General features: G+C 62.5%; 25 protein-coding genes. 15 read left to right on the top strand and 10 right to left on the bottom strand.

Annotated elements, in window-relative coordinates; genetic code table 11:
- The first annotated feature begins 86 nt into the window (after window positions 1-86).
- Together D6Z24_RS17495 and D6Z24_RS17490 are read left to right on the top strand one after the other, a co-directional pair.
- Window positions 87-1,475 (top strand): PAS domain-containing sensor histidine kinase, encoded by a 1,389-nt coding sequence (locus D6Z24_RS17495; RefSeq protein WP_129127902.1) that lies wholly within the window; start codon window positions 87-89, stop codon window positions 1,473-1,475.
- A 42-nt stretch (window positions 1,476-1,517) separates the two neighbouring features.
- The gene (locus tag D6Z24_RS17490) at window positions 1,518-2,192 is read left to right on the top strand and encodes a response regulator (RefSeq protein ID WP_129127901.1); all 675 of its coding nucleotides are present in this window, start codon (window positions 1,518-1,520) and stop codon (window positions 2,190-2,192) included.
- A 61-nt stretch (window positions 2,193-2,253) separates the two neighbouring features.
- Here D6Z24_RS17490 and D6Z24_RS17485 read toward each other — a convergent pair whose 3' ends face one another.
- On the bottom strand, window positions 2,254-3,471 hold the full coding sequence (locus D6Z24_RS17485; RefSeq protein WP_129127900.1) for an NHL repeat-containing protein: 1,218 nt from the start codon (window positions 3,469-3,471) through the stop codon (window positions 2,254-2,256).
- Window positions 3,472-3,556: 85 nt separating this feature from the next.
- The gene (locus tag D6Z24_RS17480; protein WP_129127899.1) at window positions 3,557-4,261 is read right to left on the bottom strand and encodes a cytochrome c3 family protein; all 705 of its coding nucleotides are present in this window, start codon (window positions 4,259-4,261) and stop codon (window positions 3,557-3,559) included.
- Between the two features lie 412 nt (window positions 4,262-4,673).
- On the opposite strand from D6Z24_RS17480, the gene D6Z24_RS17475 reads away from it, so the two are divergent.
- The 6 genes from D6Z24_RS17475 (at window position 4,674) to D6Z24_RS17450 (ending at window position 7,742) form a co-directional block, all read left to right on the top strand.
- Window positions 4,674-5,159, top strand: coding sequence for a tetratricopeptide repeat protein (locus D6Z24_RS17475; protein ID WP_129127898.1), 486 nt, complete (start codon window positions 4,674-4,676; stop codon window positions 5,157-5,159).
- Window positions 5,160-5,300: 141 nt separating this feature from the next.
- Entirely contained in the window at window positions 5,301-6,461 is a 1,161-nt protein-coding gene (gene hgcA, locus D6Z24_RS17470) for a mercury methylation corrinoid protein HgcA (RefSeq protein ID WP_281275046.1), read from the top strand.
- Window positions 6,458-6,751: a mercury methylation ferredoxin HgcB gene (gene hgcB, locus D6Z24_RS17465; protein WP_129127896.1), complete on the top strand. Its 294-nt coding sequence runs from the start codon at window positions 6,458-6,460 to the stop codon at window positions 6,749-6,751. The genes hgcA and hgcB overlap by 4 nt, the downstream gene beginning before the upstream one ends.
- Before the next feature lie 81 nt (window positions 6,752-6,832).
- Window positions 6,833-7,129, top strand: coding sequence for a DUF1540 domain-containing protein (locus D6Z24_RS17460; protein ID WP_129127895.1), 297 nt, complete (start codon window positions 6,833-6,835; stop codon window positions 7,127-7,129).
- A 136-nt stretch (window positions 7,130-7,265) separates the two neighbouring features.
- Window positions 7,266-7,454, top strand: a complete 189-nt coding sequence (locus D6Z24_RS17455) for a ferredoxin (RefSeq protein ID WP_129127894.1) — start codon at window positions 7,266-7,268, stop codon at window positions 7,452-7,454.
- Window positions 7,455-7,475: 21 nt separating this feature from the next.
- The gene (locus D6Z24_RS17450) at window positions 7,476-7,742 is read left to right on the top strand and encodes a hypothetical protein (RefSeq protein WP_129127893.1); all 267 of its coding nucleotides are present in this window, start codon (window positions 7,476-7,478) and stop codon (window positions 7,740-7,742) included.
- A 76-nt stretch (window positions 7,743-7,818) separates the two neighbouring features.
- Here D6Z24_RS17450 and D6Z24_RS17445 read toward each other — a convergent pair whose 3' ends face one another.
- On the bottom strand, window positions 7,819-8,298 hold the full coding sequence (locus D6Z24_RS17445; RefSeq protein ID WP_129127892.1) for a ferritin-like domain-containing protein: 480 nt from the start codon (window positions 8,296-8,298) through the stop codon (window positions 7,819-7,821).
- A 203-nt stretch (window positions 8,299-8,501) separates the two neighbouring features.
- Here D6Z24_RS17445 and D6Z24_RS17440 point away from each other — a divergent pair, with 203 nt between their 5' ends.
- Complete coding sequence (locus tag D6Z24_RS17440) at window positions 8,502-9,029, top strand: DUF4337 domain-containing protein (protein ID WP_129127891.1); 528 nt, start codon at window positions 8,502-8,504, stop codon at window positions 9,027-9,029.
- A 59-nt stretch (window positions 9,030-9,088) separates the two neighbouring features.
- Entirely contained in the window at window positions 9,089-10,135 is a 1,047-nt protein-coding gene (locus D6Z24_RS17435; RefSeq protein WP_281275045.1) for a DMT family transporter, read from the top strand.
- Between the two features lies 1 nt (window position 10,136).
- Here the strand turns inward: D6Z24_RS17435 and D6Z24_RS17430 are convergent, their stop codons facing one another.
- Complete coding sequence (locus D6Z24_RS17430; protein WP_129127890.1) at window positions 10,137-10,520, bottom strand: sulfite exporter TauE/SafE family protein; 384 nt, start codon at window positions 10,518-10,520, stop codon at window positions 10,137-10,139.
- A 248-nt stretch (window positions 10,521-10,768) separates the two neighbouring features.
- Here D6Z24_RS17430 and D6Z24_RS21865 point away from each other — a divergent pair, with 248 nt between their 5' ends.
- From D6Z24_RS21865 to D6Z24_RS17410, 4 genes are all read left to right on the top strand, one after another.
- Window positions 10,769-12,772: a methyl-accepting chemotaxis protein gene (locus D6Z24_RS21865; protein WP_246014711.1), complete on the top strand. Its 2,004-nt coding sequence runs from the start codon at window positions 10,769-10,771 to the stop codon at window positions 12,770-12,772.
- A gap of 193 nt (window positions 12,773-12,965) precedes the next feature.
- The gene (locus tag D6Z24_RS17420) at window positions 12,966-13,739 is read left to right on the top strand and encodes an IclR family transcriptional regulator (protein ID WP_129127889.1); all 774 of its coding nucleotides are present in this window, start codon (window positions 12,966-12,968) and stop codon (window positions 13,737-13,739) included.
- A 161-nt stretch (window positions 13,740-13,900) separates the two neighbouring features.
- Window positions 13,901-15,019 (top strand): radical SAM protein, encoded by a 1,119-nt coding sequence (locus D6Z24_RS17415; protein ID WP_129127888.1) that lies wholly within the window; start codon window positions 13,901-13,903, stop codon window positions 15,017-15,019.
- A 180-nt stretch (window positions 15,020-15,199) separates the two neighbouring features.
- On the top strand, window positions 15,200-15,982 hold the full coding sequence (locus tag D6Z24_RS17410) for an enoyl-CoA hydratase-related protein (protein ID WP_129127887.1): 783 nt from the start codon (window positions 15,200-15,202) through the stop codon (window positions 15,980-15,982).
- A 13-nt stretch (window positions 15,983-15,995) separates the two neighbouring features.
- Here the strand turns inward: D6Z24_RS17410 and D6Z24_RS17405 are convergent, their stop codons facing one another.
- The 6 genes from D6Z24_RS17405 to D6Z24_RS17380 all read right to left on the bottom strand — a co-directional run bounded on the left by D6Z24_RS17405 (window position 15,996) and on the right by D6Z24_RS17380 (window position 21,640).
- Complete coding sequence (locus D6Z24_RS17405) at window positions 15,996-16,430, bottom strand: PaaI family thioesterase (protein ID WP_129127886.1); 435 nt, start codon at window positions 16,428-16,430, stop codon at window positions 15,996-15,998.
- A 16-nt stretch (window positions 16,431-16,446) separates the two neighbouring features.
- The gene (locus tag D6Z24_RS17400; RefSeq protein WP_129127885.1) at window positions 16,447-17,571 is read right to left on the bottom strand and encodes a glycosyltransferase family 61 protein; all 1,125 of its coding nucleotides are present in this window, start codon (window positions 17,569-17,571) and stop codon (window positions 16,447-16,449) included.
- A gap of 3 nt (window positions 17,572-17,574) precedes the next feature.
- Window positions 17,575-17,910 carry a type II toxin-antitoxin system RelE family toxin gene (locus tag D6Z24_RS17395; protein WP_129127884.1) on the bottom strand — a complete coding sequence of 112 codons (336 nt, stop codon included), beginning with the start codon at window positions 17,908-17,910 and terminating at the stop codon, window positions 17,575-17,577.
- A gap of 92 nt (window positions 17,911-18,002) precedes the next feature.
- The gene (locus tag D6Z24_RS17390) at window positions 18,003-20,117 is read right to left on the bottom strand and encodes a methyl-accepting chemotaxis protein (RefSeq protein ID WP_162605169.1); all 2,115 of its coding nucleotides are present in this window, start codon (window positions 20,115-20,117) and stop codon (window positions 18,003-18,005) included.
- Between the two features lie 595 nt (window positions 20,118-20,712).
- Window positions 20,713-21,339 carry a LysE family translocator gene (locus D6Z24_RS17385; RefSeq protein ID WP_129127882.1) on the bottom strand — a complete coding sequence of 209 codons (627 nt, stop codon included), beginning with the start codon at window positions 21,337-21,339 and terminating at the stop codon, window positions 20,713-20,715.
- Window positions 21,340-21,352: 13 nt separating this feature from the next.
- Window positions 21,353-21,640 (bottom strand): hypothetical protein, encoded by a 288-nt coding sequence (locus D6Z24_RS17380; RefSeq protein WP_129127881.1) that lies wholly within the window; start codon window positions 21,638-21,640, stop codon window positions 21,353-21,355.
- A gap of 525 nt (window positions 21,641-22,165) precedes the next feature.
- Between D6Z24_RS17380 and D6Z24_RS17375 the strand changes: the two genes are divergently transcribed.
- A complete protein-coding gene (locus D6Z24_RS17375; protein WP_162605168.1) occupies window positions 22,166-22,768 on the top strand; it encodes an outer membrane protein in 603 nt (200 codons plus the stop codon).
- The last annotated feature ends 11 nt before the right edge of the window (window positions 22,769-22,779 follow it).

The following is a 22,779-nucleotide window of genomic DNA, read 5'->3' as shown; positions in this document are numbered from 1 at the left end:
GAGCGGGGCTCACCCCCGTCTGCAGGCACGTCCGGCGCTCTGGCGCAGGTTTTGCTCCGCTGCACTTCATTTACGGCGAGGTGATCATGAGTACCAACCTTTTTACCAGCATCGTGCTTAACCTGACCGACGGGATCTACGTGATCCAGGAGGGGAAGGCGATTTTTTTGAACGACCGCTTCGGGGCCATTTTCGGCTACGCGAGCGTCGAGGGGCTGATCGGGCGCGACATGTACGCCGATGTCTACCCCGACCGGCAGAGCGTCGACCTGTTCCGCCACGTGCACGAGCAGCTCTTGAAGGGAGAGCGCTCGACGGTCTCCTGGGGGCAGCCGTCGGCCAGGCTTGACGGCAGCGTCTTCTGGATCGAGGTGGAAGCGCGTCTCATCGAGGTGGAAGGCAAACCCGCCATCTTCGGGACCTTTCTGGACCGCACCGACTGCAAGCTGATCGGCGAGGCGATGCATGCGACCCAGGAGACCCTTAGGCTTCTTTTGGACGCCATGGAGGACCGCGTTTACGTCGTCACCGACGACTACCGCATCGTCTATGCAAACCGCAAGATGCGCGAGGGGCTTTTGGGGGACCTCGAACAGGACTTCTGCTACCAGGTCTGCCGCGGCCAGCAGACCCGCTGCGAGGACTGCTGCGTCGACGACGGGTTCTTCGACTCCGAGCGCCCCCTGCACAAGGAGTTCTACAACGAGGTGACCAAGCTTTGGTACTCGGTCATCGAACTTCCCGTCCGGATGCCCGGCATCGAGCAGCGCACGAAACTGGCCGTTGCCCGCGACATCACCGTGCGACGCGAGGCCGAGAACAAGGTGCGCGCCCTCACCCGGAAACTTTTGAGCGTGCAGGAAGACGAGAGAAAGCATCTCTCCAGGGAGCTGCACGACGACCTAGGTCAGCGCCTGAACGCCGCGAAGATCATCGTCGACGTTCTCGCCGAGGACCTCGCCTCTTCCCCGGGTGATGCTCCCGCCCGGATGCGTCATCTCTCCGAGGTGCTCAGGGACAGCGTGCAGTCGATCCGCACCATCTGCGCCGGCCTGCGTCCCTCGCCGCTGGAGAAGCTGGGGCTTGTCGACGCCATCCGCCACGACTGCGACAGTTTCTCGACCCATCACGGGGTGAACGTCCGCGTTTCCGCCCACGGCCTCGACGGGGTGCGCCTCCCCCATGAGGGTGAAATAACCCTATACCGGGTCTTCCAGGAGGCGCTGCATAACGTGGTGAAGCACGCGCGGGCAAGCGAGGTGACCGTAAGCCTCGTCGTTTCCCACCCGGTGCTCAGGATGCGCATCACCGACAACGGCAGGGGGTTCGACCCCGCCCGCGCCGTTCCTGCCGGGAAGGGTGGGCTCGGGCTTGTCGGCATGGCCGAGCGGGTCGAGCTTTTAAACGGCTCCTTCGAGCTCACCTCGCGCCCCGGGAAGGGGACGCGCATCGCCGTGGAGATTCCCATCGCCTAGCGCCCCTTGCGGCGCCGGCTTCAATTCGAGGAGGTTTTTTGCATGGAAGGAAAAAGCAGGGTCATCATCGTTGACGATCACCCACTGTTTCGGGAAGGGGTGAAGGGGCTTGTGGAGCGAACCTCCGAGTACAACTGCATCGGTGAAGCGGGAAGCGGCGCCGAGGCGCTGGCGCTTGCCAGGGAGCTGAAGCCCGAACTCATGACCATGGATATCTCGCTTCCCGATATAAGCGGCATCGAGGCGGTGCGCCAGATCATGCGCGAGGTCCCGTCGGTGAAGATACTCATGCTGAGCATGCATCCCAAGTTCGAATACGTCGCCGAGGCCCTGAGGGCCGGAGCGCGCGGCTACGTGATGAAGGAGGCGACCAGTACGCGACTGGTGGCCGCCATGGACGCCCTAAGCCGCGGCGAGTACTTCCTGGACGGGCAGGTCTCGCAGGACATCGTGGCGAACCTGGGGAATTCCGGTCAGGGGGAAGCCACGGTGTGCGACGAACGGTACGCGCTTTTGTCCCCCAGGGAGCAGCAGGTGATGCGCCTGGTCGCCGAAGGTGGGGTGATACGACAGATCGCGTCGGATTTGGGGCTCAGCGTGAAGACGGTGGAGAACCACCTCACAAACCTCATGAAGAAGCTCGATGTGCACAGCCGGATGGAACTCGTGCGGTATGCGGCGCGTCTTGGTGTTATTGATCTGGAACAGTGGAAATAGGTGGGAGTTTGGAGGGCCCCGCCGGCAGATGTGACTGCTGCCGGCGGGGCCGAAGCGGTCGTTAAAGCCTTGCGGTCGCGTCTTTTTTGTTCTGCTGTTCCTGCATTTCCTGCTGTTTCTTGCGTTCCTTGAGGATCTCCTGGGCCTTGTGCTCCCTTTCTTCCGCCGCCTTGCGGTAGGCGGCATCGTAGTCCACCCCCTTCAGCTTGCCAAGGCCGTACACCCCGATCTTGTTCTCGCCGAACTGGTTCGCCACGAAGATCACCTCGGTGAGCTCGAAGTTCTTCTCCGCGAGCTTCTGGAAGTAATCCAGGTTCTTTTTGCTGATGGAGATGTCGCTCGGCAGGTTCATCCCCCCGACCGGGAGCTTCGCGGATCCGAAGTAGCCAAGCAGGCGCCCCTTGTCGGTGAAGATCTGCACGTTCTGGTGCCCGGAGTCGACCACGTAGACGTATCCGTTCTCGTCCGTGGTGATACCCTTCGGGCGGGCGAACTGCCCCATGCCGTCGCCGAACTTGCCGAAGGTGCCGAGGAAGTGGCCGTCGCGGTCGTAGGAGGTCACCGTGCCCCTGCCGGCGTTGGTGACCCAGAAGACCCCTTTATCGTCCAGGCTCATACGGGTGGGGAGGCTCAGGGACTGGTTCGGGTCGTCCGTCTTTCCGATCTCGCGGATCTGCGATCCCGTCATCGGGTTCAGTACGCGGATCACGGATTTCCTCGTGTCGAGCACGTACAGGTTCTCGTCGTCGACCGCGATGTCGGTCGGCGTGAAGCCCAGATCTCCCCCTATCGCTTTCAGGTACTCGCCGTTGTTGTCATAGATGAGCACCTCCTTGCGTTCGATGTCGGAAACGAACACAAAGCCCGTGCTGTCTACGGCAACCCCCACCGGTTTCTTCAGCTTGCCCATCCCGTCGTTCCCCTTTAGCTGCTCCATCTTCTTGTTGGGGAGGTCCACGACGAAGAGCTGCCCGGCGATGTCGGTCACGTAGAGCTTGCCGTTTTGGGTGGTGATGCCGCTGGGTTTTATGATCCTGCTCACCTTCTGCTCTTCCTGTTTGCCGAAGGAGACGATGGACACCGAGTCGCCGGAGCTTCCCGCTACGTCTGCGGAGTTGCTGAAACTGGTCAGGTACTGGAGCCTTGGGAGGTTCGGGGAGGGAGGGAAGAACACCGGGCCGTGGCTTTGCTGGCTCGGGCCGGTGGCGCAACCGGCGGTTAGGGTGAGAACGGAGGCAGCGAGGAGCGCTACTGCGGAACGAAAAAGACGAACATGCATGTCTTGTACTCCTGTTTCTGTGTTGCGGTTGCCTGTTTCTCTTTTTTACCGTCCCGGGGTCACCCCCGGGACGGTCGACTGCTTGTTACTTGTCGTGGCACATCACGCAGAACTGCGAGTTAAGCTGCTTCTCGTAGAGGAACGCGGTGTCCTTGTTGTCCTTGTTGTGGACGTCGTGGCAGGAAGCGCAGGTCATGAGCATCTGCCCTTTGCCGTTGTTGAAGCCGAGGGTGGTGATCGGCTGGGTGTTGAGGGTGCTGTTGTTCGGGGCCTTCAGGGTGTCCCTGATGCCGGGGTCGGTGGTGTGGATGCCGGTCAGGTCGAACCCGATCGGGTGGTCGTTGGAGAGGTCGGAGAACTTGCCGATGGCGATGTCGCCGAAGCCGTCAGCGGTGATCTTGCCGCCGAGAGCGGTACCGGTGTTGCCGTAGTGCTGGTCGACTGCGATGACGCCGTCATGGCAGCTCATGCAGAGGCGGCTCGGGCCTGCGAGCGGGTCGCCGGCGATGGTGCTGTTGAAGGTCACGGACTCGTACGGAGCGAAGCTCGTGTCAACGTTCACTTTGTGGGACCAGAGCGGGTTGTAGTCGAGCTCGGTAGCCTCGACCTTGTGGTGCGGGGTGTGGCAGAAGGCGCAGACGCGGCCCTGGGAATCCGGTGCGGCGCCAGAGAGCATGTTCATGTCGTGCTTGGAGCCGACGACCCCGCCGCCGTCGGCAGTGTAGCCGTAGGCGAGAGAGGCACCGAGGGTGAGACCGGCAATGGCGGTCAGGATGGTGATCTTCTTCATAGAGAGTTTTCCTCCGTCTTTTTCATTGAATGTAGAAAAGTTTTCAGCTTGCCTACGCAATGCTGCGGCTCTCTTCCGCTGCACCTGCCGACGTGCCTCCCCCCCAGGAGACGCGCCGGTTGCCGAATCGAATGCAATGTTGGTGCCCGCATCATGCCGTTTTTGCAAGAGCGGGTAACCACTGGGGTTTTACCTTTGCTCGACGGGGATCCACGGGAAAGCCGGGGCGGTTGGGGGGGATTTGCCCCCATCACCCCCGGCGTTATGGGTGAAATGTCTCACACGGATCAACGCACCGCGCTTCCCTCGAACCCGTTTGTCTGACTGCGGCTGGGTTCATGGGGTATTTTCCCCAAGGTGGCAAGGTCCTTGCTGTCAGGGGAGACACTATTAAGAATGCTCGGGAGGTGACATGAAATTTGTAACTCTGGCGGCGGCAGCGCTTCTGGCGGCCTTTGCCGCGGCGCCCGCGTGCGGATATGACGGCGTCGACGTGGTACAGCTGAAAAAGCAGGCCGAGGCGGGGAGTGCCGAGGCCCAGTCCCGTCTCGGCGTGCTCTACGCGACCGGGGTGGGGACCCCCCGGGATGTGCAGGAGGCGGCACGCTGGTATCGGAAATCTGCCGATCAGGGGTTCGTCCTCGGGCAATACAACCTCGCCATGCTGTACCTGCGGGGGGAGGGGCTTGCGGAAGACCCGGTCAAGGGGCGCGAGCTCCTTTTGAAGGCGGCCGAGCAGTGGCTCCCGGCGGCACAGTACGACCTGGGCGTTGCGTACCTCTACGGTGTGGGGGGCGAGAAAAACCGCGACGAGGCGGAGAAATGGCTGCGCCGCGCCTCGACCCAGGGGTACCGCGCGGCGAAAAAGAAGCTCGAGGAGCTTGCCGACGCGCGCTAGTGGGAGAGATTTAACTTGCCTGGCTCGGCAAATGCCGCTAAGTAAACGGGGGGGACGGCCGGTGCCGTTTCCCCCATTGCTTTTAGCGGCATGAACCAGGGTGGTCCCGCAGCCTCATGTTCGTGCCGCCGGGGTGTGCATATGAAGACGCGACAGTTCAAGAAGATCGAGTTGGCCGCTCCCAAGCGCGAGAAGGTCTGCACCCCTTCCCAGGATCCCGACGCCCCCCCTTGCTGAGGGCCGCGTACCTCCGCCGGTGGCGGAGAGATCACGGAAAAGGTGCCCGGGTTCATGCGCTGGCTCGAGACCGAAGGAGGGCGTGTCCCGCAGGTGACCTCCCGGCTCACCCCGGCCGACCATCTGGGCGCCTGCAAAGCCCGTTGGGGCATCAACAGGATGAACTTCCTCGTTCCCCCCGGCCTCTACGCGGTGGGCGAGCCCGACGCACAGGCGCCGGTCGTGGTGACCGCGAACTACCGGATGACCTACGACATCGTCCGGGGCGCGCTTTCCGGGCGCAGCGTCTGGCTCCTCGTGCTGGAGACTTTCGGGATCAACGTCTGGTGCGCGGCCGGCAAGGGGACCTTCGGCACCGGCGAACTGGTGCGGCGCATCGAGGCCGTCATGCTTAGCGAAGTGGTCGGGCACCGGCGCCTCATCCTCCCCATCATGGGGGCGGCCGGCGTCTCTGCGCATCGGGTGAAAAAACAGAGCGGTTTCGAGGTGGCCTACGCCTGCGCCTACGCCGCCGATCTCCCCGAATACCTGGACAACGGCCAGGTCACCACGCCTCGCATGCGCGAGCTCTCCTTCAACTGGTACGACCGGCTGGTACTGATCCCGGTGGAACTGGTCCTCGCGGTAAAGCCGATCGCCCCGGTGGCGCTCCTCGTTTTCCTGGCAGGCTGGCTCCTCTTCGGGATTGCCGCCGCAACCGCCGCGACCCTTGCCTTCTTGGGGGCGGTCTTCACCGGGGTGGCGGTCGGCCCCGCGCTCCTTCCCCTGCTCCCCTCGCGCAGCTTTGCCGTCAAGGGGGCCTTTGCCGGGCTCGCCTACTGCGCTCTGCTCTACCTCTTTTGCGGAGGGAACGGGTGGGGGGGGACGACGGCGCTGGCCGCTTTCCTCGCCCTCCCAGCGGTCTCCTCTTTCTACACCCTGAACTTCACCGGCTGCACCACCTATACCTCGAGATCCGGGGTGAAAAAGGAGATGCGCCTGGGACTTCCGGTCATGGCGGGGGCGGTTTGCGTCGCGCTTCTGGTCCTTATCGCCGGCCGGGTCCTCACCTGGGGGATGTCATGAAAGGGTTCAGGTACCTGGCATCGGTGGTGACGCTCGAACTGAACGCTGCGCTTTGCGTCGGCTGCGGCAGGTGCGTCGAGGTCTGCCCGCACCAGGTGTTCCGCATCGAGGAGAAAAAGGCGGCCCTTGCCGACCGCGACGCCTGCATGGAGTGCGGCGCCTGCGCCCTCAACTGCCCCACCTCCGCCATCAAGGTGGACGCAGGGGTCGGGTGCGCGAGCGGCCTCATCAACGAGTGGCTGAGGGAGAAGAAGCTCCCGGGCCTTAAGGGATCCGGTTGCTGCGACTAGCGGCGCACCCTCCGGCTTGACTATCTAACCCGGTCTGTTAAAAACTCCCAATGCGCGAAGGGGGCCGAAAGGAGACAGACTATGGAAAAGCAGATGGTCAAGATCACTTCCTGCAACGTTACGCAGTGCGCCTACAACAAACACAATTCCTGCCACACGCTCGCCATCACCGTTGGCGGTCCCGGTGACACCTGCCCCGAGTGCGACACCTTCATGCAAGGGAGCCAGAAGGGGGGCATCATCGATGTCCAGGGGGGCATCGGGGCCTGCAAGGTGGAGAACTGCAGTTACAACCAGTCCCTCGAATGCACCGCCTCCGCCGTTGATGTCGGCATGCACGAATCGCATCCCGACTGCTTTACCTACAAACCGAAGTAACCACCTCGCGGCGCTTCCCCGTCAACCGGCCCCCTTCCGCATACCCATTGCCGCACGCGCCGCGATCGTTAGACTTTTTCCCGCCATCGTGTATCTTTTACCCGTTTTGATCATGGCAGGCGCGAGGAGGGAGACCATGGGGAGCGAGCCGTACGTGGACCAGGAGATATGTATAGGATGCGGGCTTTGCGTCGGCATCGCGCCGGAGGTGTTCCGGCTTAACGAAAGCGGCGTCTCCGAGGTCTACGCCAATGACCCGGGGGAACGTGACAAGGTACAGCAGGCAATAGACAGCTGCCCGGTCAACTGCATCAGCTGGCGCTAGGCACCGGGAGGGGAGGGGGCGATGACGAACGAGCTGCGGGACGAGAGGCTGAAAGAGCTGGCCGAGAGCAACTACGTGATCCTGAAGCAGACCTACTGCTCGATGCGGCAGCTAAAGGATCTGGTGGACCGCCTCCACGAGCGGTACCTCGAGCAGGGTACCACCTTCGAGATGGATACGGTGAGCGCGCTCAAGCTGACCGCCGATGGCGCTTTCGAGGAGCTGGAGCGCTACCTGCGCCCTGAATGCGATCCCGACAGCGCCGATGACAAGGCCCGGGCGGAATGAGCAAGGCCGCCCCCCCCCTGCATGGAAAAAGCCCGCCGTTACGGCGGGCTTTTCCTTGTCCCGGACCTTTTTCCCGCTACAGCTCCCTCAGGTTGCTGAACTCACCCCATTCAAGGTAGGTCCTGGGCGTCTCCACGAAGGAGTAGATGTTCTCGATCTTCTCCAGGTGCCGGCGCTCTTCCGCCGCCAGCATCTTCAGGCTCCTGCGGGTCCTCCGGTCCGGGGCCGCGGCCGCCAGCTCCTCGTAAAAGCGGATGTCCCGCTCTTCGTTTCCCACCGCGAAACGGTACAGGTTCGGATCCCGCTCGCACTCATCCAGGAGTTCCCGCTGACTCAGAAGCGGCCTGAAGCTGCAGGCTCCGTGGTTGAGCCCCGTCACCGCTCCCCCTTCCATCCGTTGTTTCAGCCTCAAAAGTCTGCCTTTGTGTTCCTCTTCCGAGGCGGCCAGCATGGAGAAGAGCATCTTCATCTCGGGCTCCATGGCCTCCTCCTTCAGTCCCTCGTAGTATTCCCTCGTCTCTTCCTCTATCTTTATCGCGCAATCGAAAACGTTCATCGTGTGCCTCCTTTGCACAGTGACAGTGCTGCTGTCTGTCCATGACCAATTATACCAAAACGCGCATCGTTAATGATAGATCAACGCTCTGCTGTGAGATGAGGTAAACACGGTGGAAAAGCGGGCGTGATTGAGGTATCTTTGTCCTCCGCCGCGGCCGCGGCCGCGCAAAAGAGCAATTGCATCATCGGGAGGTCCCTTTCATGGCACAGGAAGAAAAAAAAGAGCCTTGGCTCAACTACCTCGCCCTCACCACCGTGGTCCTGGCCGTCTGCGCCACCCTGGCCACCTTCAAGGGGGGCGGCTATTCGACGAGGTCCATCCTGGTGCAGAACCAGGCCTCGGACCAGTGGGCCTTCTACCAGGCCAAGAGCATCAAGCAGTCGCTCGCCGAGATGGACCGCGGCCTTTTGGAGCGCGAAGCGCACCGGGGGGGGAAGACGTCCGATCCGGCGGCGGTGGCGGCCCTCAAGGCCTCCGGCGACCGCATCGCCAAGTACGAGAAGGAGAAGGCGGAGATAAAGCAGAAGGCGGAGCTTTTGGAGAAGGAGCGGGACGCGGCCCAGCGCCACGGGCGTCCGTTCGGGGTGGCGGTCATCTTCCTGCAGGTCGCGATCCTGCTCTCCTCGATCGCCGCTTTGTTGAAGAAGAAGTACGTCTGGGTCGCCGGCGTCTCGGTCGGTCTCATCGGCCTCGTCGAATTCGCGAACGGCTTCCTCCTCTTCATGTAACGGGAGAAAGCCCGGCCTAAGGCGCGCGGCACCGCTGCCTTGACCCGGAAGGAGGAGAAGTGCGGTTTTCATCCGGACAAATCTGCGCCGTTCTTGCCGCCGTTATGTTCGGCGTGTCACCGGTTTTGTGCAAGCTCGTCATAGGCGGGATGTCGCCGCCCCTTCTTGCCGGGCTTCTCTACCTCGGCTCCGGAGTCGGGCTGCAGGGTGTGCTCCTCGCGCAGAAGAAAAGCTCACTTCGGGAACTGCGCGGGCTCTCTCTTAGGCACCGGCTGAAGTTGGCGGGTGCCGTGGTCGCCGGGGGCGTCATCGCCCCGGTCTGCCTTGCCTTCGGCATCAAGCACGGCACCGCCTCCGAGGTGTCGCTTCTTCTGAACCTGGAGACCGTGGCCACCACCCTCATCGCCTGGCTTGTTTTCAGGGAGTACATAGGTCCCTACGTCTGGTCCGGCAAGGTGCTCATCCTGGCCGGGGCGTGCCTCGTGGTCCTGAAGGCGCAGGGAGGGCTCACCTTTTCCCTGCCGGGACTCCTGGTGGTAGTCGCCTGCGTCTTCTGGGGGATCGACAACAACCTCACCCGCGACGTCGACGAGATCTCCTCCACTGTGCTCGCCTCGGTGAAGGGGCTTTGCGCCGGTGCCTTCTCCTTGCTCCTCGCCCTCATATTCCCCGGTGGGGCGGTGACGGCGGGACAGGTGATCGGGGCGATGTCGATCGGCGCCGTGAGCTACGGGCTGAGCCTCGTCCTCTTCGTCGAGGCGCTGCGCAGGATCGGTGCCGCGAGGACCGCGACCTTTTTCGCCGTGGGCCCCTTCTTCGGGACGCTTCTGGCTGTCGTGCTTCTGGGTGAGCGCCCCCCCGCCGCCTATTGGGTCGCCACCGCACTCATGCTTGCGGGGATCTTCCTGCTTTACCTCGAGGTTCACTGCCACCGCCACAGCCACGAGGAACTGGCGCATGCCCATCCCCACGTGCACGACGAGCATCACTTGCACGAGCACGAGGAGGGAGAGAAGGGGGAGCCGCACCATCACTTCCACGTCCATCACCCCGTGACCCACTCCCACGTCCACGCACCCGACCCGCACCACCGGCACGGGCACTGAGCTAGAGCCAGCCAAGCCGCTTCGAGGCGCCGTAGACGAGGTAGATGCCGAGGCCGGTAAGGAAGACCCCGAACATGAGGCGCAAATGCGGTCCCTTCATCTCGTTGGCCAAATAGGCCCCCATCCAGGCCCCGACCAGCATGGTCGCCGCGATGAAGAGCGCCGCCTTTATGTCCACGTTGCCGTGCCGGTAGTACTCGAGCGCCGCGGCGAGCCCGATGGGGGGAAGGAGGACGGCGAGGCTCGTGCCGGTCGCCCGGTGCTGGGAGAAGCCCGCCCAGTAAACCAGCGCGGGGACGATGACGATCCCTCCCCCCACCCCGAAAAGCCCCGAAGCCACCCCTCCGCATATCCCTATGATGCAAAACAGCACCCACTGCGGCATGTTCACCTCCCTGCCTCATTAGTTCGGCACGACCGCCTTTGAGAGTACCAGATGCGGTCCCCTTTTCACCTCCGCGCCTGCCCCGGCTGCCTGCTGCGCGCACCCGATCGATTGTAAAAATAAAATTAAAGTTTACAAATTCGCATCCGATATCCCACCCATGCTCTTGAAACCGCGCGGAAGCGGCCGGCCTCCGCGCACCACGACAAAGCCAGGGAGGGTATATGTCGCTTGCTTCGAGGTATTCGTTGGCAACCAAGTTGGGAGTGGGGCAGGGGGTGGTGATCATCGCCGTCATGGCAGTTCTGACCGCGGTCCTCACCGCCGCAGTGAGCAGGCGGGTAACCGGGGACGCCGAGCGGCACTTCGCGCTGCAGACCGAGCTATTGGTAAGCTCCATGTCCTCCTACCATGGCGCGCTCAGCGACGGCGCCGTGAAACTCGGCGACCTCTTCCGTTCCGGTTTCCCCGGAAGCTTCGAGGTGGACCACTCAAGTACGGTCAGGACCGGAGAGCGGGAAACTCCGGTGATGCTTGCCGGCACCACGGTCCTTAACGGGAACACCGGGATCGTGGACCGCTTCACCAAGGCGACCAGGGGTGTCGCCACCGTCTTCGTCAGAAGCGGCGACGATTTCATCCGCGTCGCCACCTCGCTGACGAAGGAGGACGGCAGCCGCGCCCTAGGTACCGCGCTCGACCGCAACCACCCCGCCTACCGGCGCCTTTTAAACGGCGAGGACTTCACCGGCAAGGCGACCCTTTTCAACAAGGACTACATGACGCGCTACCTGCCGCTTAAAAACGGCCAGGGGCGGGTGATCGGGACCCTGTTCGTCGGGCTTGATTTCACCGACGGCCTGAAGGCGCTTAAGGAACGGTTCAAGGGGGCCGTGGTGGGGAAATCCGGTTACGCCTTCGCTCTGGAGGCGAAAGACGGACCGGACCAGGGGAAGATGGTCATCGAGCCGGCGAGTGCCGCGGCGCTTCCCGCGGAGGTCGGCAAGTCGGTCCGGGATATGGTGCTCAGGAAGTCGGGGGTGAGCCGCTACGCCGCGGCCGGGACGGGGGAGGAAAGGGTTCTGTTCTTTCGGTACTTCCCCGAGTGGAACTGGATCGTCTGCATCGGCGCAGCCGATGAAGAGCTCCACGCCGTGGCCCACGTGGTGCGGAACACGGTTGCAGGCTCCATCGCCGTTGTCTGCCTCCTGCTGGTCGGCGTATCCACCCTGCTCGTGCGCCGGTGGGTGACCCGCCCGGTGGTGCGCCTGCTCGATGGGATCGCGAGCTATGCCGCCGGGGACTTTGCCTCGGTCGGTTCTGTGACGGAGGACGCGGCGGAGCCGGTGGATGAAGTGGAGCGCCTCACCAGGGGGGTGGATGCCATGGCGCTTTCGCTCAGGCAGATCCTGGTCAGGGTGTCGGACTCCGCCCGGGAGGTGAGCGCCGCCGCGGCACAGGTGAGCGTTTCGGCCGAGCAGATCGCGACCGGCGCGGACGAGGTGGTCGGCAAGACCGCAGGTGTTGCGACCGCCGGGGAGGAGATGTCGGCGACCTCCAACGACATCGCCCAGAACTGCCAGATGGCGGTCGAGGAGGCCCAGCGGGCGACCCAGTCGGCGCATAACGGCATGGAGGTGGTGGGGAGAACGGTTGCGGTGATGGACCAGATCGCGGCCAAGGTGCAGGAGTCGACGGCGACCGTGGCGAGCCTCGGCGCGCGCAGCGACCAGATCGGGGAGATCATCGGCACCATCGAGGACATCGCCGACCAGACGAACCTCCTGGCATTGAACGCCGCCATAGAGGCGGCCCGCGCCGGAGAGCAGGGGCGCGGCTTCGCCGTCGTGGCCGACGAAGTGAGGGCACTCGCCGAACGGACCACCAGGGCCACCCAGGAGATCGGCGTGATGATCAAGGCGATCCAGGCGGAGACCAAGGACGCCGTGGCGGTGATGGATCAGGGGGTGCAGGAGGTGAAGGCGGGGACCGACGAGGCCTCCCGCTCGGGGGCGGCACTTGCCGGAATCCGGGAGCGCATCGAGGCCTTCACCATGCAGATAAACCAGATCGCCACGGCGGCCGAGGAGCAGACCGCCACCACCTCCGAGATCTCGCAAAGCCTCCTGCAGGTGACCGACGTGGTGCAGGGTACCGCTTCGTCGGCACGCGAGTCCGCCGTCGCCGCGGCCCAGCTAAACGGCACCGCGCAGGAGTTGCAGCGCCTGGTCGGCCGGTTCCGGCTCGCCTGATGGGCCGGAACATCAGGGCGCGCCGTTGCAACGTAGCCCCATCGAGGTAGCACTTTCCAGCCGCTGAATCTGAACACCCCCCCGGATGTCTTTAGTTGTTTGACACGGAAAACTGTATATGGTATTGAAGTGCGCAAATACCATTATATGGTTTTGTCGGGCAGCCGCGGGGGGCGTTCAGAGGAAGCGGGCCATGAAAAAGGGGAAGGAAAAAACGGACTTCAACCGGAGCGTCATCCGGGCGCTCGACGTTCTGGAACAGTTCCTCGGGGACGACCACGAAATCAGCTTGACCGAGCTGAGCCGCCGCCTCGGGCTGCCCAAAAACAACATATTCCGGTTGCTGGCCACCTTGGAAGTGCACAATTACCTCGGCAAGGACGCTTTGACGGAACGGTACCATCTCGGCTTCAAGACGGTCGAACTCTCCCAAAACGCCTTCAGGCAGCGTGGGCTGGGAAGGTCGCGTGGTGTTATGGAGCGGCTTGTCACCGCCTGCAACGAAACCGCCTGCGTCTCCATCATGTCCGACTACAGCGTGATCAACCTGGACGCCGTGCAGTGCGATCACAACCTGCGCGTCATGCCCCCCCTCGGCGTGCAGCTCCCCGCCTACTGCACCGCGCCGGGGAAATCCCTCCTGGCCCACTTCGCCGAGGAGGCCATCGTCAGGTATGCCTCCACCAACAAATTCGAAAAGCACACACCCCACACCATCGTCGATCCGGAGCGCTGGAGACACCAACTGCGGTTGGTCGCCCAGCAGGGGTACGCGGTCGAGATGGAGGAATTGAACGAGGGGGTGACGAGTGTCGGAGCGCCGATCCGCGACTACACCTCGCGCGTCATCGGTGCGCTCAGCATCCTGGGGCCTTCGCAGCGTTTCCCGCTCGAGCGGATGGAGCGGGAGCTGGTGCCGTTGTTGAAACAGGGCGCCGCCGACATCTCGGCCAGGTTCGGGTATTAGACGGCGCCGGTCGCGAAACGGGCGACGGCCGACTGTGGATGAAATGGGTTCAATACATATGCGCTGCCGAAGTCGAACATTTCCAGTTCTCCCCTCCCTCGACGGGGTGGGGCTGGCGGTGGAGTTGCTGAACAGATAGCCGGGAGTTTCAGGAGATCGCCATGCGAGCATACGCAGGGTTCGAACAGGGCCCCATACGTCCCCCAAGCGAGGCGGAAAGCCTCCTCATCCGCGTGAACCGGAACTGCCCCTGGAACCGGTGCACCTTCTGCTCCCTCTACAAGAAGCGGAAGTTCTCCATTCGGCCGCCGGAGGAGGTGATCCGCGACATCGACTGCATTCATCACTTCATCAAAAGGATCGCTGCGGGCGAGCCGCTCCAGTCACTGGTCGGGAACCGGCAGGAGGTGCCGGCGGCCTGGAGCTGGTACTGCTCGGGAATGGAATCGGTGTTCCTTCAGGATGCCGACGCCCTCACCTACCGCCCGGAGCACCTGGTGCGGGTTCTCGTCCACCTGAAGGAGCGGTTCCCGGAGGTGAAGAGGATCACCTGCTACGCACGCTCCGCGAGTCTCGCCCGCATACCGGACGCAGCCCTCAAGGAGCTCGCCGCCGCCGGGCTGAACCGGATCCACGTCGGGATGGAGACCGGCTCCGACAAGCTTTTAAAGCTGGTGCGAAAGGGGGTGACGAAGGAGGAACAGATCGTGGCCGGCCTGAAGGTGAAGGGGGCCGGGCTGGAACTCTCCGAGTACTTCCTGGCCGGGCTCGGCGGGACGGAGTTTTCGCGGGAGCACGCCGAGGAGAGCGCCGAGGTGATCAACAGGATCAACCCTGACTTCATCCGCTTCAGGACGCTGCACATCCTGGAGGGACAGGATCTCTTCCCCTCGAACGACATGGATTTCCGCTTCGCGCCGGACCTGGTGCTCGCGAGGGAAATCCTCACGTTCCTGGAAGGGCTTGGCGGCATCACCAGCTCGGTCAGAAGCGACCACGGCTACAACCTCTTCCAGGAGTTGAACTGCGACCTCCCCGGCTGCAGGGAGCGGATGGCCGCGGTGCCGAGAAGGTTCCTCGAGCTTGAGCCGGAGCAGCGGATGTATTTCCAGGTGGGGAAGCGGACCGGGCACCTGCTGCGGCTGGACCAACTGAAGGAGACCGGGCGGATAGCCGCCGTGCGCGATATCTGCCTGAGAAATGGGGTCACGCCCGAAAATGTCGATGCGCGGATGCACGAGCTGATGCAGGAGCGGATGAGAAGAGGGATCTACGGGTAGCGTGTGCCGAGCCTTCAGAGGTGAAAATGCCCGGTTGTTCATTGTTGATTCAATTCCTTGTCCTAATGCCGTAGTTGCCAGTCGCTTAATACCCGATATGCTCATTAATAACGCACGCAAAGAAGCTGCGTCTCTACGTCCGCGCGTCCGGCACGGAAGCTCTTAATATCGGGAGGGCATATGGAACTGGAAAACCTGTTGCTGGAAGTGACGGATCGCATCGCAACGGTGACGATCAACCGCCCCACGGCCATGAACGCGATGACGAGGGGTACCCTGGAGGAGCTCGAGCAGGTCGTCGTCGAGATCGAGCGGGACCAGGAGGTAAGGGCGGTCATCGTGACCGGGGCGGGGGCGAAGGCGTTCGTGGCGGGTGCGGACATCGCGGTCATGCGTGACATGATCTCGGCCGAGGCGCGGGAACTCGCGCTTTTGGCGCACCGCATTTTCGCCTCGATGGAGGCTTCCTCCAAGCCCTTCATCGCCGCCGTCAACGGCTACGCCCTCGGCGGCGGGTGCGAGCTGGCGCTCGCCTGCGACATCCGCCTCGCCTCGCAAAACGCGAAGTTCGGCCAGCCCGAGATAAACATCGGCATCCTCCCCGGCTTCGGCGGGTCGCAGCGGCTTCCAAGGCTTATCGGCAAGGGGAGGGCGCTCGAGATGATCCTGACCGGGGAGATGATCGACGCCGCCGAGGCGTTGCGCATAGGGCTCGTGAACCGGGTGGTCCCCCAGGATGAACTGCTTTTAGAGGCGCGTACCCTGGCGGCTAAGATCGCCTCCAAGGGGCGCGTCGCGGCGAGGCTCTGCAAGGAGGCGGTCGTGCACGGCCTGGAGATGGACCTTGCGCGTGCCTGCTTCTACGAGGCGGAGCTCTTCGGCTACAGCTTCTCTACCTTCGACCAGAAGGAGGGGATGGGGGCGTTTTTGGAGAAGCGGCCGCCGGAGTTCCAGGACCGCTGACGGGGCGGGGGGATCACCCCTTTTTCTTGATCACGAAGAGGGCGCGGAATTCGGCCACCTTCGTCTCGCCGTTGTAGATGTCGGCCTCCCCTGCGATCTTTCTCTCCCCCTGCGGGACTGCCCTTGCCTCGGCACGGACCGTCCCCTCATGTACCGGGGCGAGGAACTTCAGATTCATCTCCACGGTGACGAAGTCGGTCCCCTCGGGGACCATGCTCTTGATGGCCATGGCGACGGCGGTGTCGGCGATGGAGGTGACCGCGCCGCCGTGCATGAGCCCCTTTCCCTGCGCGAGCTTCACCTTGAACGGCATGCTGAGCACGGCGCGGCCGTCCCTCACCTCGTCGATCCGCATCCCCAGGTATTCCTCGAAGGGGGCGCAGGCGATCCATCCCGGCAGCCGGAATCCCGGCCGGTCAGCGCTTACCAGCTCCTCGTAGTCGTACATCTGTCGCTTTCCCCCCTCATGGTCGTTCCCCCCCGCACATGCTAAGCACCTCGTCCATGGCCTTCTCGTCGATCCGGTGCCCGGTGTCGCAGACGACGTGGCGGTACTCCATGCCGCGGCTGAAGCTCAGCCAGGCGTAGCAGTCGAGGACGTAGTTGTTGGCGAAGATCTCGATGACGCGGCCCCCCGGCTGCGACCAGACCACGTTGGTGAGGCCGGCGCCGTGCGTCCCCACCACCGTCTCCGCATCGTGAAAGACCCGTATCTGCTCGGCGAAGGATAAATCCTCGCAGTGCAGGATGGTGAAGCCGATCTCCTTCAGCCGCTGCTCCAGCAGTTCTTCGCCGGCCAACCGCCGCCTGCTTTTCCCCCTCGAGACGTAGATCCTGCCGCCGCGTCCTGCACGCGGTAGAGCCCCATCCGCCACTACCTTCCCCTTCACCGCGCTTTGCAGCATGGCGATCACCCGGGGATCGGTGAATTCCGGCTGGGTGTGGTACTGCGGCACCACCAGTCGCTCGACACGTACCGGGCCCGGACATCGGATGAAGCGCTTCTCCGCGTCGGTGCCGAGCGCGGTGGAAAGCCCTTCGCTCACGTAGCGCGGCACCTCTTCCGGGAGAACGATCCTCACCTCGGGGAACCTGGCAACGGTGAAAAGCAGGTTCGGCAGCACCTCCATGAGCCAGTGAAAGTAGTTTGCGGGGTGGCAAACCACCACAGGCTCCGCACTCGCAAGTGCGGTCACCGGCAGGAGCGGCTCGTGCAGCACGTCCCCCCAGTCCATGATGCGGCGCAGGGAACCGACGCTCTCTTCGATGATCCGGTTCCCGATCCAGGCCATGCCGGAGAATGGGGAAACCGTGGCGTCATTCAAGAGGTAGAGGTTGCGCCTGTTGAATACCGCCTCGGTTCTTATGAATGGTGGATACGTGGCGCGGGTCTCGTGTTTCACGATGCGCGCGTCGGTTACCGGGATGATGTCGAGGATGTGTCTGCGGATGTTCGGGAAGTACGAGGCCTTCTCAAGGGACTCGATGCTCGATTTCGGCATCCTGCCCACCACCGGCCCGAGCAGGTCCCTCGATATGAAGCGCAAAAGCTGCTGGCGCCTTTTTGCCGTCGTTTCGCTTGCCTTCATGGCCTAGAGCCTGTTCGCCTCGTTCTTGTGGTAGACGTCGAAGAAGATGACGCTGTTGTCGGTGACTTCGGAGCAGAAGCCGCATTGGGAGTGAAGCTTGTGCCCTTCCTTGCGGCAGAGCTCGCACCAGTGGTAGATGAGCCGGTAGTCGCGCCGCCCCACGTACTTCTTCAGGCGGCCGTGGTACTCTCCGTGCATCCAGCCGTCGGCGTCGCTCGGGTTCAAAAGGAGCCGGTCGATGACCGACTGGATGCGCGCGTGACCCGGCGGGTCGTGTTTTTCGATCTTCGCGATCTTCGTCTTGAAGGAAGGGGTGGCGAAAAAACTAAAGGGCGTCATAACGACCTCTTCGGCATCGGACGGCTCCGGGAGCCGTCGGGATTTTCCTGACGTGCGGCCGGGCCCGATGCTAGCACACCGCATCTCTTCTTTCAATGGCCTCCCTGCAGCCTGAAGGCGCCGGTCCCCTCACGCAGGACGCCCACCTGGCCGGTGAGCTTCGCCGCCCCCGCCTCGAGAAGCGCCGCGGCCTGCAGGCAGCGGTCCGCGTCGGCGTTGATCTCGGCCACCGCCGCTGCGATCTGGGTGCTCTCCTTGGCCTGCACCGCGCAGGCCTTTTCGATCTTCTGCGACATGTCCGAGACGTCCAGGATCGAATTTGAGATGTCGCGCCCCACCTTGCTCTGCTCGCGGGTCGCCCACTGGAACTGTGCGGCCAATTCTTTCATCTGCTCAGAGGCAACCATGATCGCTTCCTTGGCTCCGGACTGCTCCCTGATGGCGCGTTCGATCCGCTCGGTCATGTCGGTCACCCGGTCCATCGCCTCCCGGATGAGGCCCGTCCCCTTCGCCTGTTCCGCCGTGGCCCGCGCGATGCCGCTTATGTGGCTTCTCGCGGTGGAGACGCCGCTCACGATCTTCTCCAGGGCGTCGCCGGAGCGTGAACTCAGCTCCTCTCCCGCCGCGATGCGCTGATCCGTCTCCTTGAGCGCGTTCACCGCCCGCTCGGTCTCTTCCTGCACGCCGGCGATCAGGCCGGCTATCTCGCTGGTGGAACGGGCGGTGCTCGAGGCGAGCATCTTGATCTCCTCGGCGACCACCGCGAAAGCCTTGCCGTGCTGGCCGGCCTGCGCCGCGATGATGCTTGCGTTCAGCGCGAGCAGCGAGGTTCTCTTGGCGATGTCGTCGATCACGGAGGATATCGCCCCGATCTCGTGCGTCCTCGCGGTGAGCGTCGTGATGACCTGGTTGGTGACCCCGGACGAGGCGCGGATCTCGCTTATCCCCTGGCGCATCGCCCGTACCGCCTCGACCCCCTTGAGGGCGTCTTGTTCCACGACCTCCGCCACCTCTGCGGTGAGCACGGCGTTTCCCTTTACCGTGTTGGTGGCCGCTTCCATCTCCAGGATCGATGACGCCGTCGACATGGAGGAGGAGACGAGCGCCACGGTGTGTTCGCCGATCTCGCCGCTGGCGCTCGCGCTCTGCATGATCGAGGCGGTCACCTCGGCGATCAGCGAGGTGAGTCGCTCCGCGTTGAGGGCTACCTCCTCCGTTGTCGCCGTCATCTCCAGGATCGATGCGGAGGACTCCGACGCAGCACGGGCGAGCCGCTGCGTTTCATTCTCGATCTCCTCGGCCTTGCCGGCGATGGTCTCGACGTAGGACGACGTCTCGATCACTTTGCCCTGCTGGCGGCGCGCGGCCGCCACAGCACCCGCGGCTTCGGCGGAGAGGTCGGCCGATATTCCCTGCACGCTTTCCGCGGACCCGCTCACCCTGCTGATCATGCCGCGCAGCTCGGTCACCATTGCCCTCAACGACTCGAGGAGTTTACCGGCCTCGTCGTCTCCACCCGCCGGAATCGCCACGGTGAGGTCCCCCGTCGCCACGGCCTCGGTGATGGAAACCGCCTTCTTCAGCGGGGCGAGCAGCAGGCGCGTGAACCAGGCGGCGATGCAGCTGGCGAAAAGGGTGAAGGCAAATGCCAGGGCGATCACCGTCGTTCGCGTGTGTTCGAAGGATTGGAGGAAATCCGCGGTCTTCACCCCGACGTATAAAGCGCCGATCACCTGCCCGCTGTTGTCACGGATCGGATCGTAGGCGGTGAAGTAGGGGGTGTTGAGGATCGGCGCGACGCCACGGTAACCTTCCCCCTTCTTGAAGAGGGCATCGTAGGCGGGACCCTCGAGCCTCGTCCCCACCGCTCGGCTGCCGTCCTCCTTCACTACGTTGGTGGCCACCCTGACGTCATTCATGAAGATGGTGGCCGTCCCGCCGCAGATCTTCGCCACCTTGTCGGGAAGCTCGTTGTCGCCGTTTAGGACGCAGTCCCCCGCCATCAGGCGGCTCCCTTCGACCCGGCATGCTCCCTTTTGCCTGAGCAGCTCCCAAAAGGTGTTGAGCCTGCTTTCCTGTGACGCGGTGGCCACGCGCACCATCTCCCGCCTCATTTTGGCCAAAGAGACGTACGTGGTGACGCTCACCGCGGTAATGACGATGGTGACGGTCAGTATGGTGCCCTTCTTTACGATGCTCAAATTCACCTGTGATCCTTGTCGTAACTTAGAAAGCGGTCGTTGCCGGTATAAAAGTTGGATGTTGTCGTGCATGAAAAGCTTTTCGATAAGACATGCACAATTAACCGTTTCACTTGGTGATTGTCGTGGTGCGGTTTGTAGTGCAATATTCGGTAACGTAATTTTAAAATTACGTATATATCACACGGCCGGGAAGAAAATAAAGCGCGATCCCGGCCTTTGATGTATACGGTATCCTGCTTGTAACTTATCGACTGGCCGTTTTATTTTTCAATAACAGATGGCGATCGGTCAATAACTTCTTAAGTGGCGAAACGAAGGAACTTTGCGGGCAGGGGCCAGTAGAAAGGTACTGTAGATAATTCTGGGAAAACAGGGCGTCGGTCTCCACGAAGTGCCGCACTCGGCTTCAGGTTCCCCCCCCTTGTGAGGTTCATCCGGGAATTCCGGGGATGGCAACAGGAGTGTCCACGAACAACAAGAGTGTCCACGAAGCGCTGCAACTGGCGTCGCGTTCCCCCCTTTGCGAAGGGGGAGCCTGCCCCCCGTAGCCTTGGCAAAGGGGGGGCAGGGGGATTTGATTTAAATGGGGGGACTTACTTTAGGGGCTGCTTCTTCTCAGGCATCCGAGGGAGACCCCCGCCCCGATGAGAGAGGCGCCGGCCGCGAAGCGCAGCAACCGGGAGACGCCCGAGCCTACGCTGCAGCGACCTAAACGCGAGGAAGACGCTGCGTAGATGATGAGCACGCAGGAAGCGGTGGAGAGGTGAATGAGCGCGAGGGCGGCAAGTTGGACGGCAATCGGCTTGCCCGGCGTCACGAACTGCGGGACGAGGGACCCGAAGTACAAAAGCGCCTTCGGGTTTGCCGCGTGCAGGGCGAAACCGCCCAGGAAGGAGCGACCCGTGCCGCAGTTGGCTGTGGCTGTCTGCCGCGCAACCGAAGCGGAGAGCCCCGAAAGCAAGATCCGCACGCCCAGGTAGACCAGGTAGACGGCGCCGGCCCATTTCATGATGGTGAACAGTTGGTACGATGCGGCGAGTATCGCGGAGAGTCCCGTCACGGAGAGGACGATATAGAAGGCGTCGGCGGCAAGGATGCCTAGTGCGGCCGGAAGTCCGGAGCGCATGCCGCCGCGCATCCCCTGCGTTGTCACGTACAGGACCGCCGGTCCGGGGATGGCGGTTGACGCCAATGAGACCAGAAAGAAGAGGGTGAGCAGCTTCATCGCGGCGCGGTGGTCAGTATTCCCTGGGGGGCTCGGCGTAACCGCACTCGGGGTTTTCCTTGAGATGCACGAAGTGCGCGACGTGCTTGTCTCCCGCCGCGCGCGGGCGGACCGGTTTGCCGCATTTGTCGCATTCGAAAAGAAGGGAGTACTTCTGTTCTGCCGTAGCGCCCTCGCGTATGGCGAGCGCTTTGTCGACGCTGATGATGTGGCCGAAGAACTTGCACTGTAATGCCATGCCCATTTCCTGCTCCTTCACGAACTCGGTCTGTTTTTTCGGGCGGATAGCCGGATGCTTCAAGCTCTGCTCCCCCGTAGCACCACATCTCCAGCAAACGCGACGGTGGTGCCGGATTGCTAAAACAATGTATTATTTTTCGTCAAAGTTGTCAACGGTGCATATCGGTGCCAGGGAGAGGGGCGTGCCGGAGGTGATGATGGAAGGGGGGCTTTTCATTTTGTATTACTAACTTTATTGTATGTGTTTTGCGCCGTTGCTGTATGAAATGTCCCAAAACCAACACTCTTTACTGTTACTCGCAGTCAACGACTGTATCTACATTCAAGCGTCCTCTGTAAGATTCGTAAAAAAATGCACACGTGAAAATTTTTACAGTGTCTTTAAATGGCAGTAATAATTCAAAAATACCGCGAGTGACAAGTTGCTAGTAAAAAATGGAACACTTAATGTTTTTTCAGCAAGGAAGCGCGGTAGTGATTTCGCATGCTTACAAAAGGCATGCTTTGTGTTTCAAGTGAGATTGCATATTCCGCGTCCGCGGTATGCGGGCTCTACGAGCCGATCCCAGCAAAGGAGGACAGTCGCATGAAACTACGGATTCTCACGGCAGCATTACTGATGGCGGCACTTACCGCTGTCGCAACTGCAGCGCAGGCAGGCCCCTATGTTGGGGTCAACGGTGGAGTCGCATTCTTCCATGACAGTGATTTCAACGATGGCATCGAGACGACAACCCTTACCTATGACCTGGGCTTTGCCGTCGGGGCCAGCGTCGGATTTCAGTGGGAGAACGGAGTCCGCCTGGAGGCCGAGTTCGGCTATCGAAAGGCGGATACTGATACCATCGATCTCGTAGGGATGGGTGCGGTGCCCGTCGAGGGGGATCTCAGGGTGATGAGCTACATGCTCAATGGTTTCTATGACTTCCCGATCAAGTCGGTTGTGCGTCCCTTCCTTGGGGCGGGTATAGGTTTGCTCGACGGCAGGCTCTCCGACACTGAAGAGCATGCGAGCGACACCGTTTTCGGGTACCAGGCCATGGCCGGCGTGGCCTTAAAGGCGGCCCCGCACATCACCTTGGACCTCTCTTACCGCTACCAGGGCGCGGCAAAAGACTTCAGCCTGAAGGGTACCGAACTCTCCTACGGTTCCAGCAACGTCATGTTCGGGGTGCGTTACGATTTCTAAGCTGCCGGTTG

Origin of the sequence: Geomonas oryzae, from assembly GCF_004117875.1 — a bacterium.
GTDB lineage: Bacteria > Desulfobacterota > Desulfuromonadia > Geobacterales > Geobacteraceae > Geomonas > Geomonas oryzae.
This window is presented reverse-complemented; position numbering and strand designations above follow the sequence as displayed.

What these genes read in the sequence shown, in the direction of transcription:
- D6Z24_RS17460 (WP_129127895.1), top strand. Translation starts at nt 6,833, where the DNA reads ATGGAAAAGCAGATGGTCAAGATCACTTCCTGCAACGTTACGCAGTGC.
- D6Z24_RS17405 (WP_129127886.1), bottom strand. Translation starts at nt 16,430, where the DNA reads ATGTACGACTACGAGGAGCTGGTAAGCGCTGACCGGCCGGGATTCCGG.
- D6Z24_RS17485 (WP_129127900.1), bottom strand. Translation starts at nt 3,471, where the DNA reads ATGCATGTTCGTCTTTTTCGTTCCGCAGTAGCGCTCCTCGCTGCCTCC.
- D6Z24_RS17415 (WP_129127888.1), top strand. Translation starts at nt 13,901, where the DNA reads ATGCGAGCATACGCAGGGTTCGAACAGGGCCCCATACGTCCCCCAAGC.
- D6Z24_RS17450 (WP_129127893.1), top strand. Translation starts at nt 7,476, where the DNA reads ATGACGAACGAGCTGCGGGACGAGAGGCTGAAAGAGCTGGCCGAGAGC.
- D6Z24_RS17375 (WP_162605168.1), top strand. Translation starts at nt 22,166, where the DNA reads ATGAAACTACGGATTCTCACGGCAGCATTACTGATGGCGGCACTTACC.
- D6Z24_RS17400 (WP_129127885.1), bottom strand. Translation starts at nt 17,571, where the DNA reads ATGAAGGCAAGCGAAACGACGGCAAAAAGGCGCCAGCAGCTTTTGCGC.
- D6Z24_RS17395 (WP_129127884.1), bottom strand. Translation starts at nt 17,910, where the DNA reads ATGACGCCCTTTAGTTTTTTCGCCACCCCTTCCTTCAAGACGAAGATC.
- D6Z24_RS17490 (WP_129127901.1), top strand. Translation starts at nt 1,518, where the DNA reads ATGGAAGGAAAAAGCAGGGTCATCATCGTTGACGATCACCCACTGTTT.
- D6Z24_RS17445 (WP_129127892.1), bottom strand. Translation starts at nt 8,298, where the DNA reads ATGAACGTTTTCGATTGCGCGATAAAGATAGAGGAAGAGACGAGGGAA.
- D6Z24_RS17385 (WP_129127882.1), bottom strand. Translation starts at nt 21,339, where the DNA reads ATGAAGCTGCTCACCCTCTTCTTTCTGGTCTCATTGGCGTCAACCGCC.
- D6Z24_RS17455 (WP_129127894.1), top strand. Translation starts at nt 7,266, where the DNA reads ATGGGGAGCGAGCCGTACGTGGACCAGGAGATATGTATAGGATGCGGG.
- hgcB (WP_129127896.1), top strand. Translation starts at nt 6,458, where the DNA reads ATGAAAGGGTTCAGGTACCTGGCATCGGTGGTGACGCTCGAACTGAAC.
- D6Z24_RS17430 (WP_129127890.1), bottom strand. Translation starts at nt 10,520, where the DNA reads ATGCCGCAGTGGGTGCTGTTTTGCATCATAGGGATATGCGGAGGGGTG.
- D6Z24_RS17480 (WP_129127899.1), bottom strand. Translation starts at nt 4,261, where the DNA reads ATGAAGAAGATCACCATCCTGACCGCCATTGCCGGTCTCACCCTCGGT.
- D6Z24_RS17495 (WP_129127902.1), top strand. Translation starts at nt 87, where the DNA reads ATGAGTACCAACCTTTTTACCAGCATCGTGCTTAACCTGACCGACGGG.
- D6Z24_RS17410 (WP_129127887.1), top strand. Translation starts at nt 15,200, where the DNA reads ATGGAACTGGAAAACCTGTTGCTGGAAGTGACGGATCGCATCGCAACG.
- D6Z24_RS17420 (WP_129127889.1), top strand. Translation starts at nt 12,966, where the DNA reads ATGAAAAAGGGGAAGGAAAAAACGGACTTCAACCGGAGCGTCATCCGG.
- D6Z24_RS17475 (WP_129127898.1), top strand. Translation starts at nt 4,674, where the DNA reads ATGAAATTTGTAACTCTGGCGGCGGCAGCGCTTCTGGCGGCCTTTGCC.
- D6Z24_RS17440 (WP_129127891.1), top strand. Translation starts at nt 8,502, where the DNA reads ATGGCACAGGAAGAAAAAAAAGAGCCTTGGCTCAACTACCTCGCCCTC.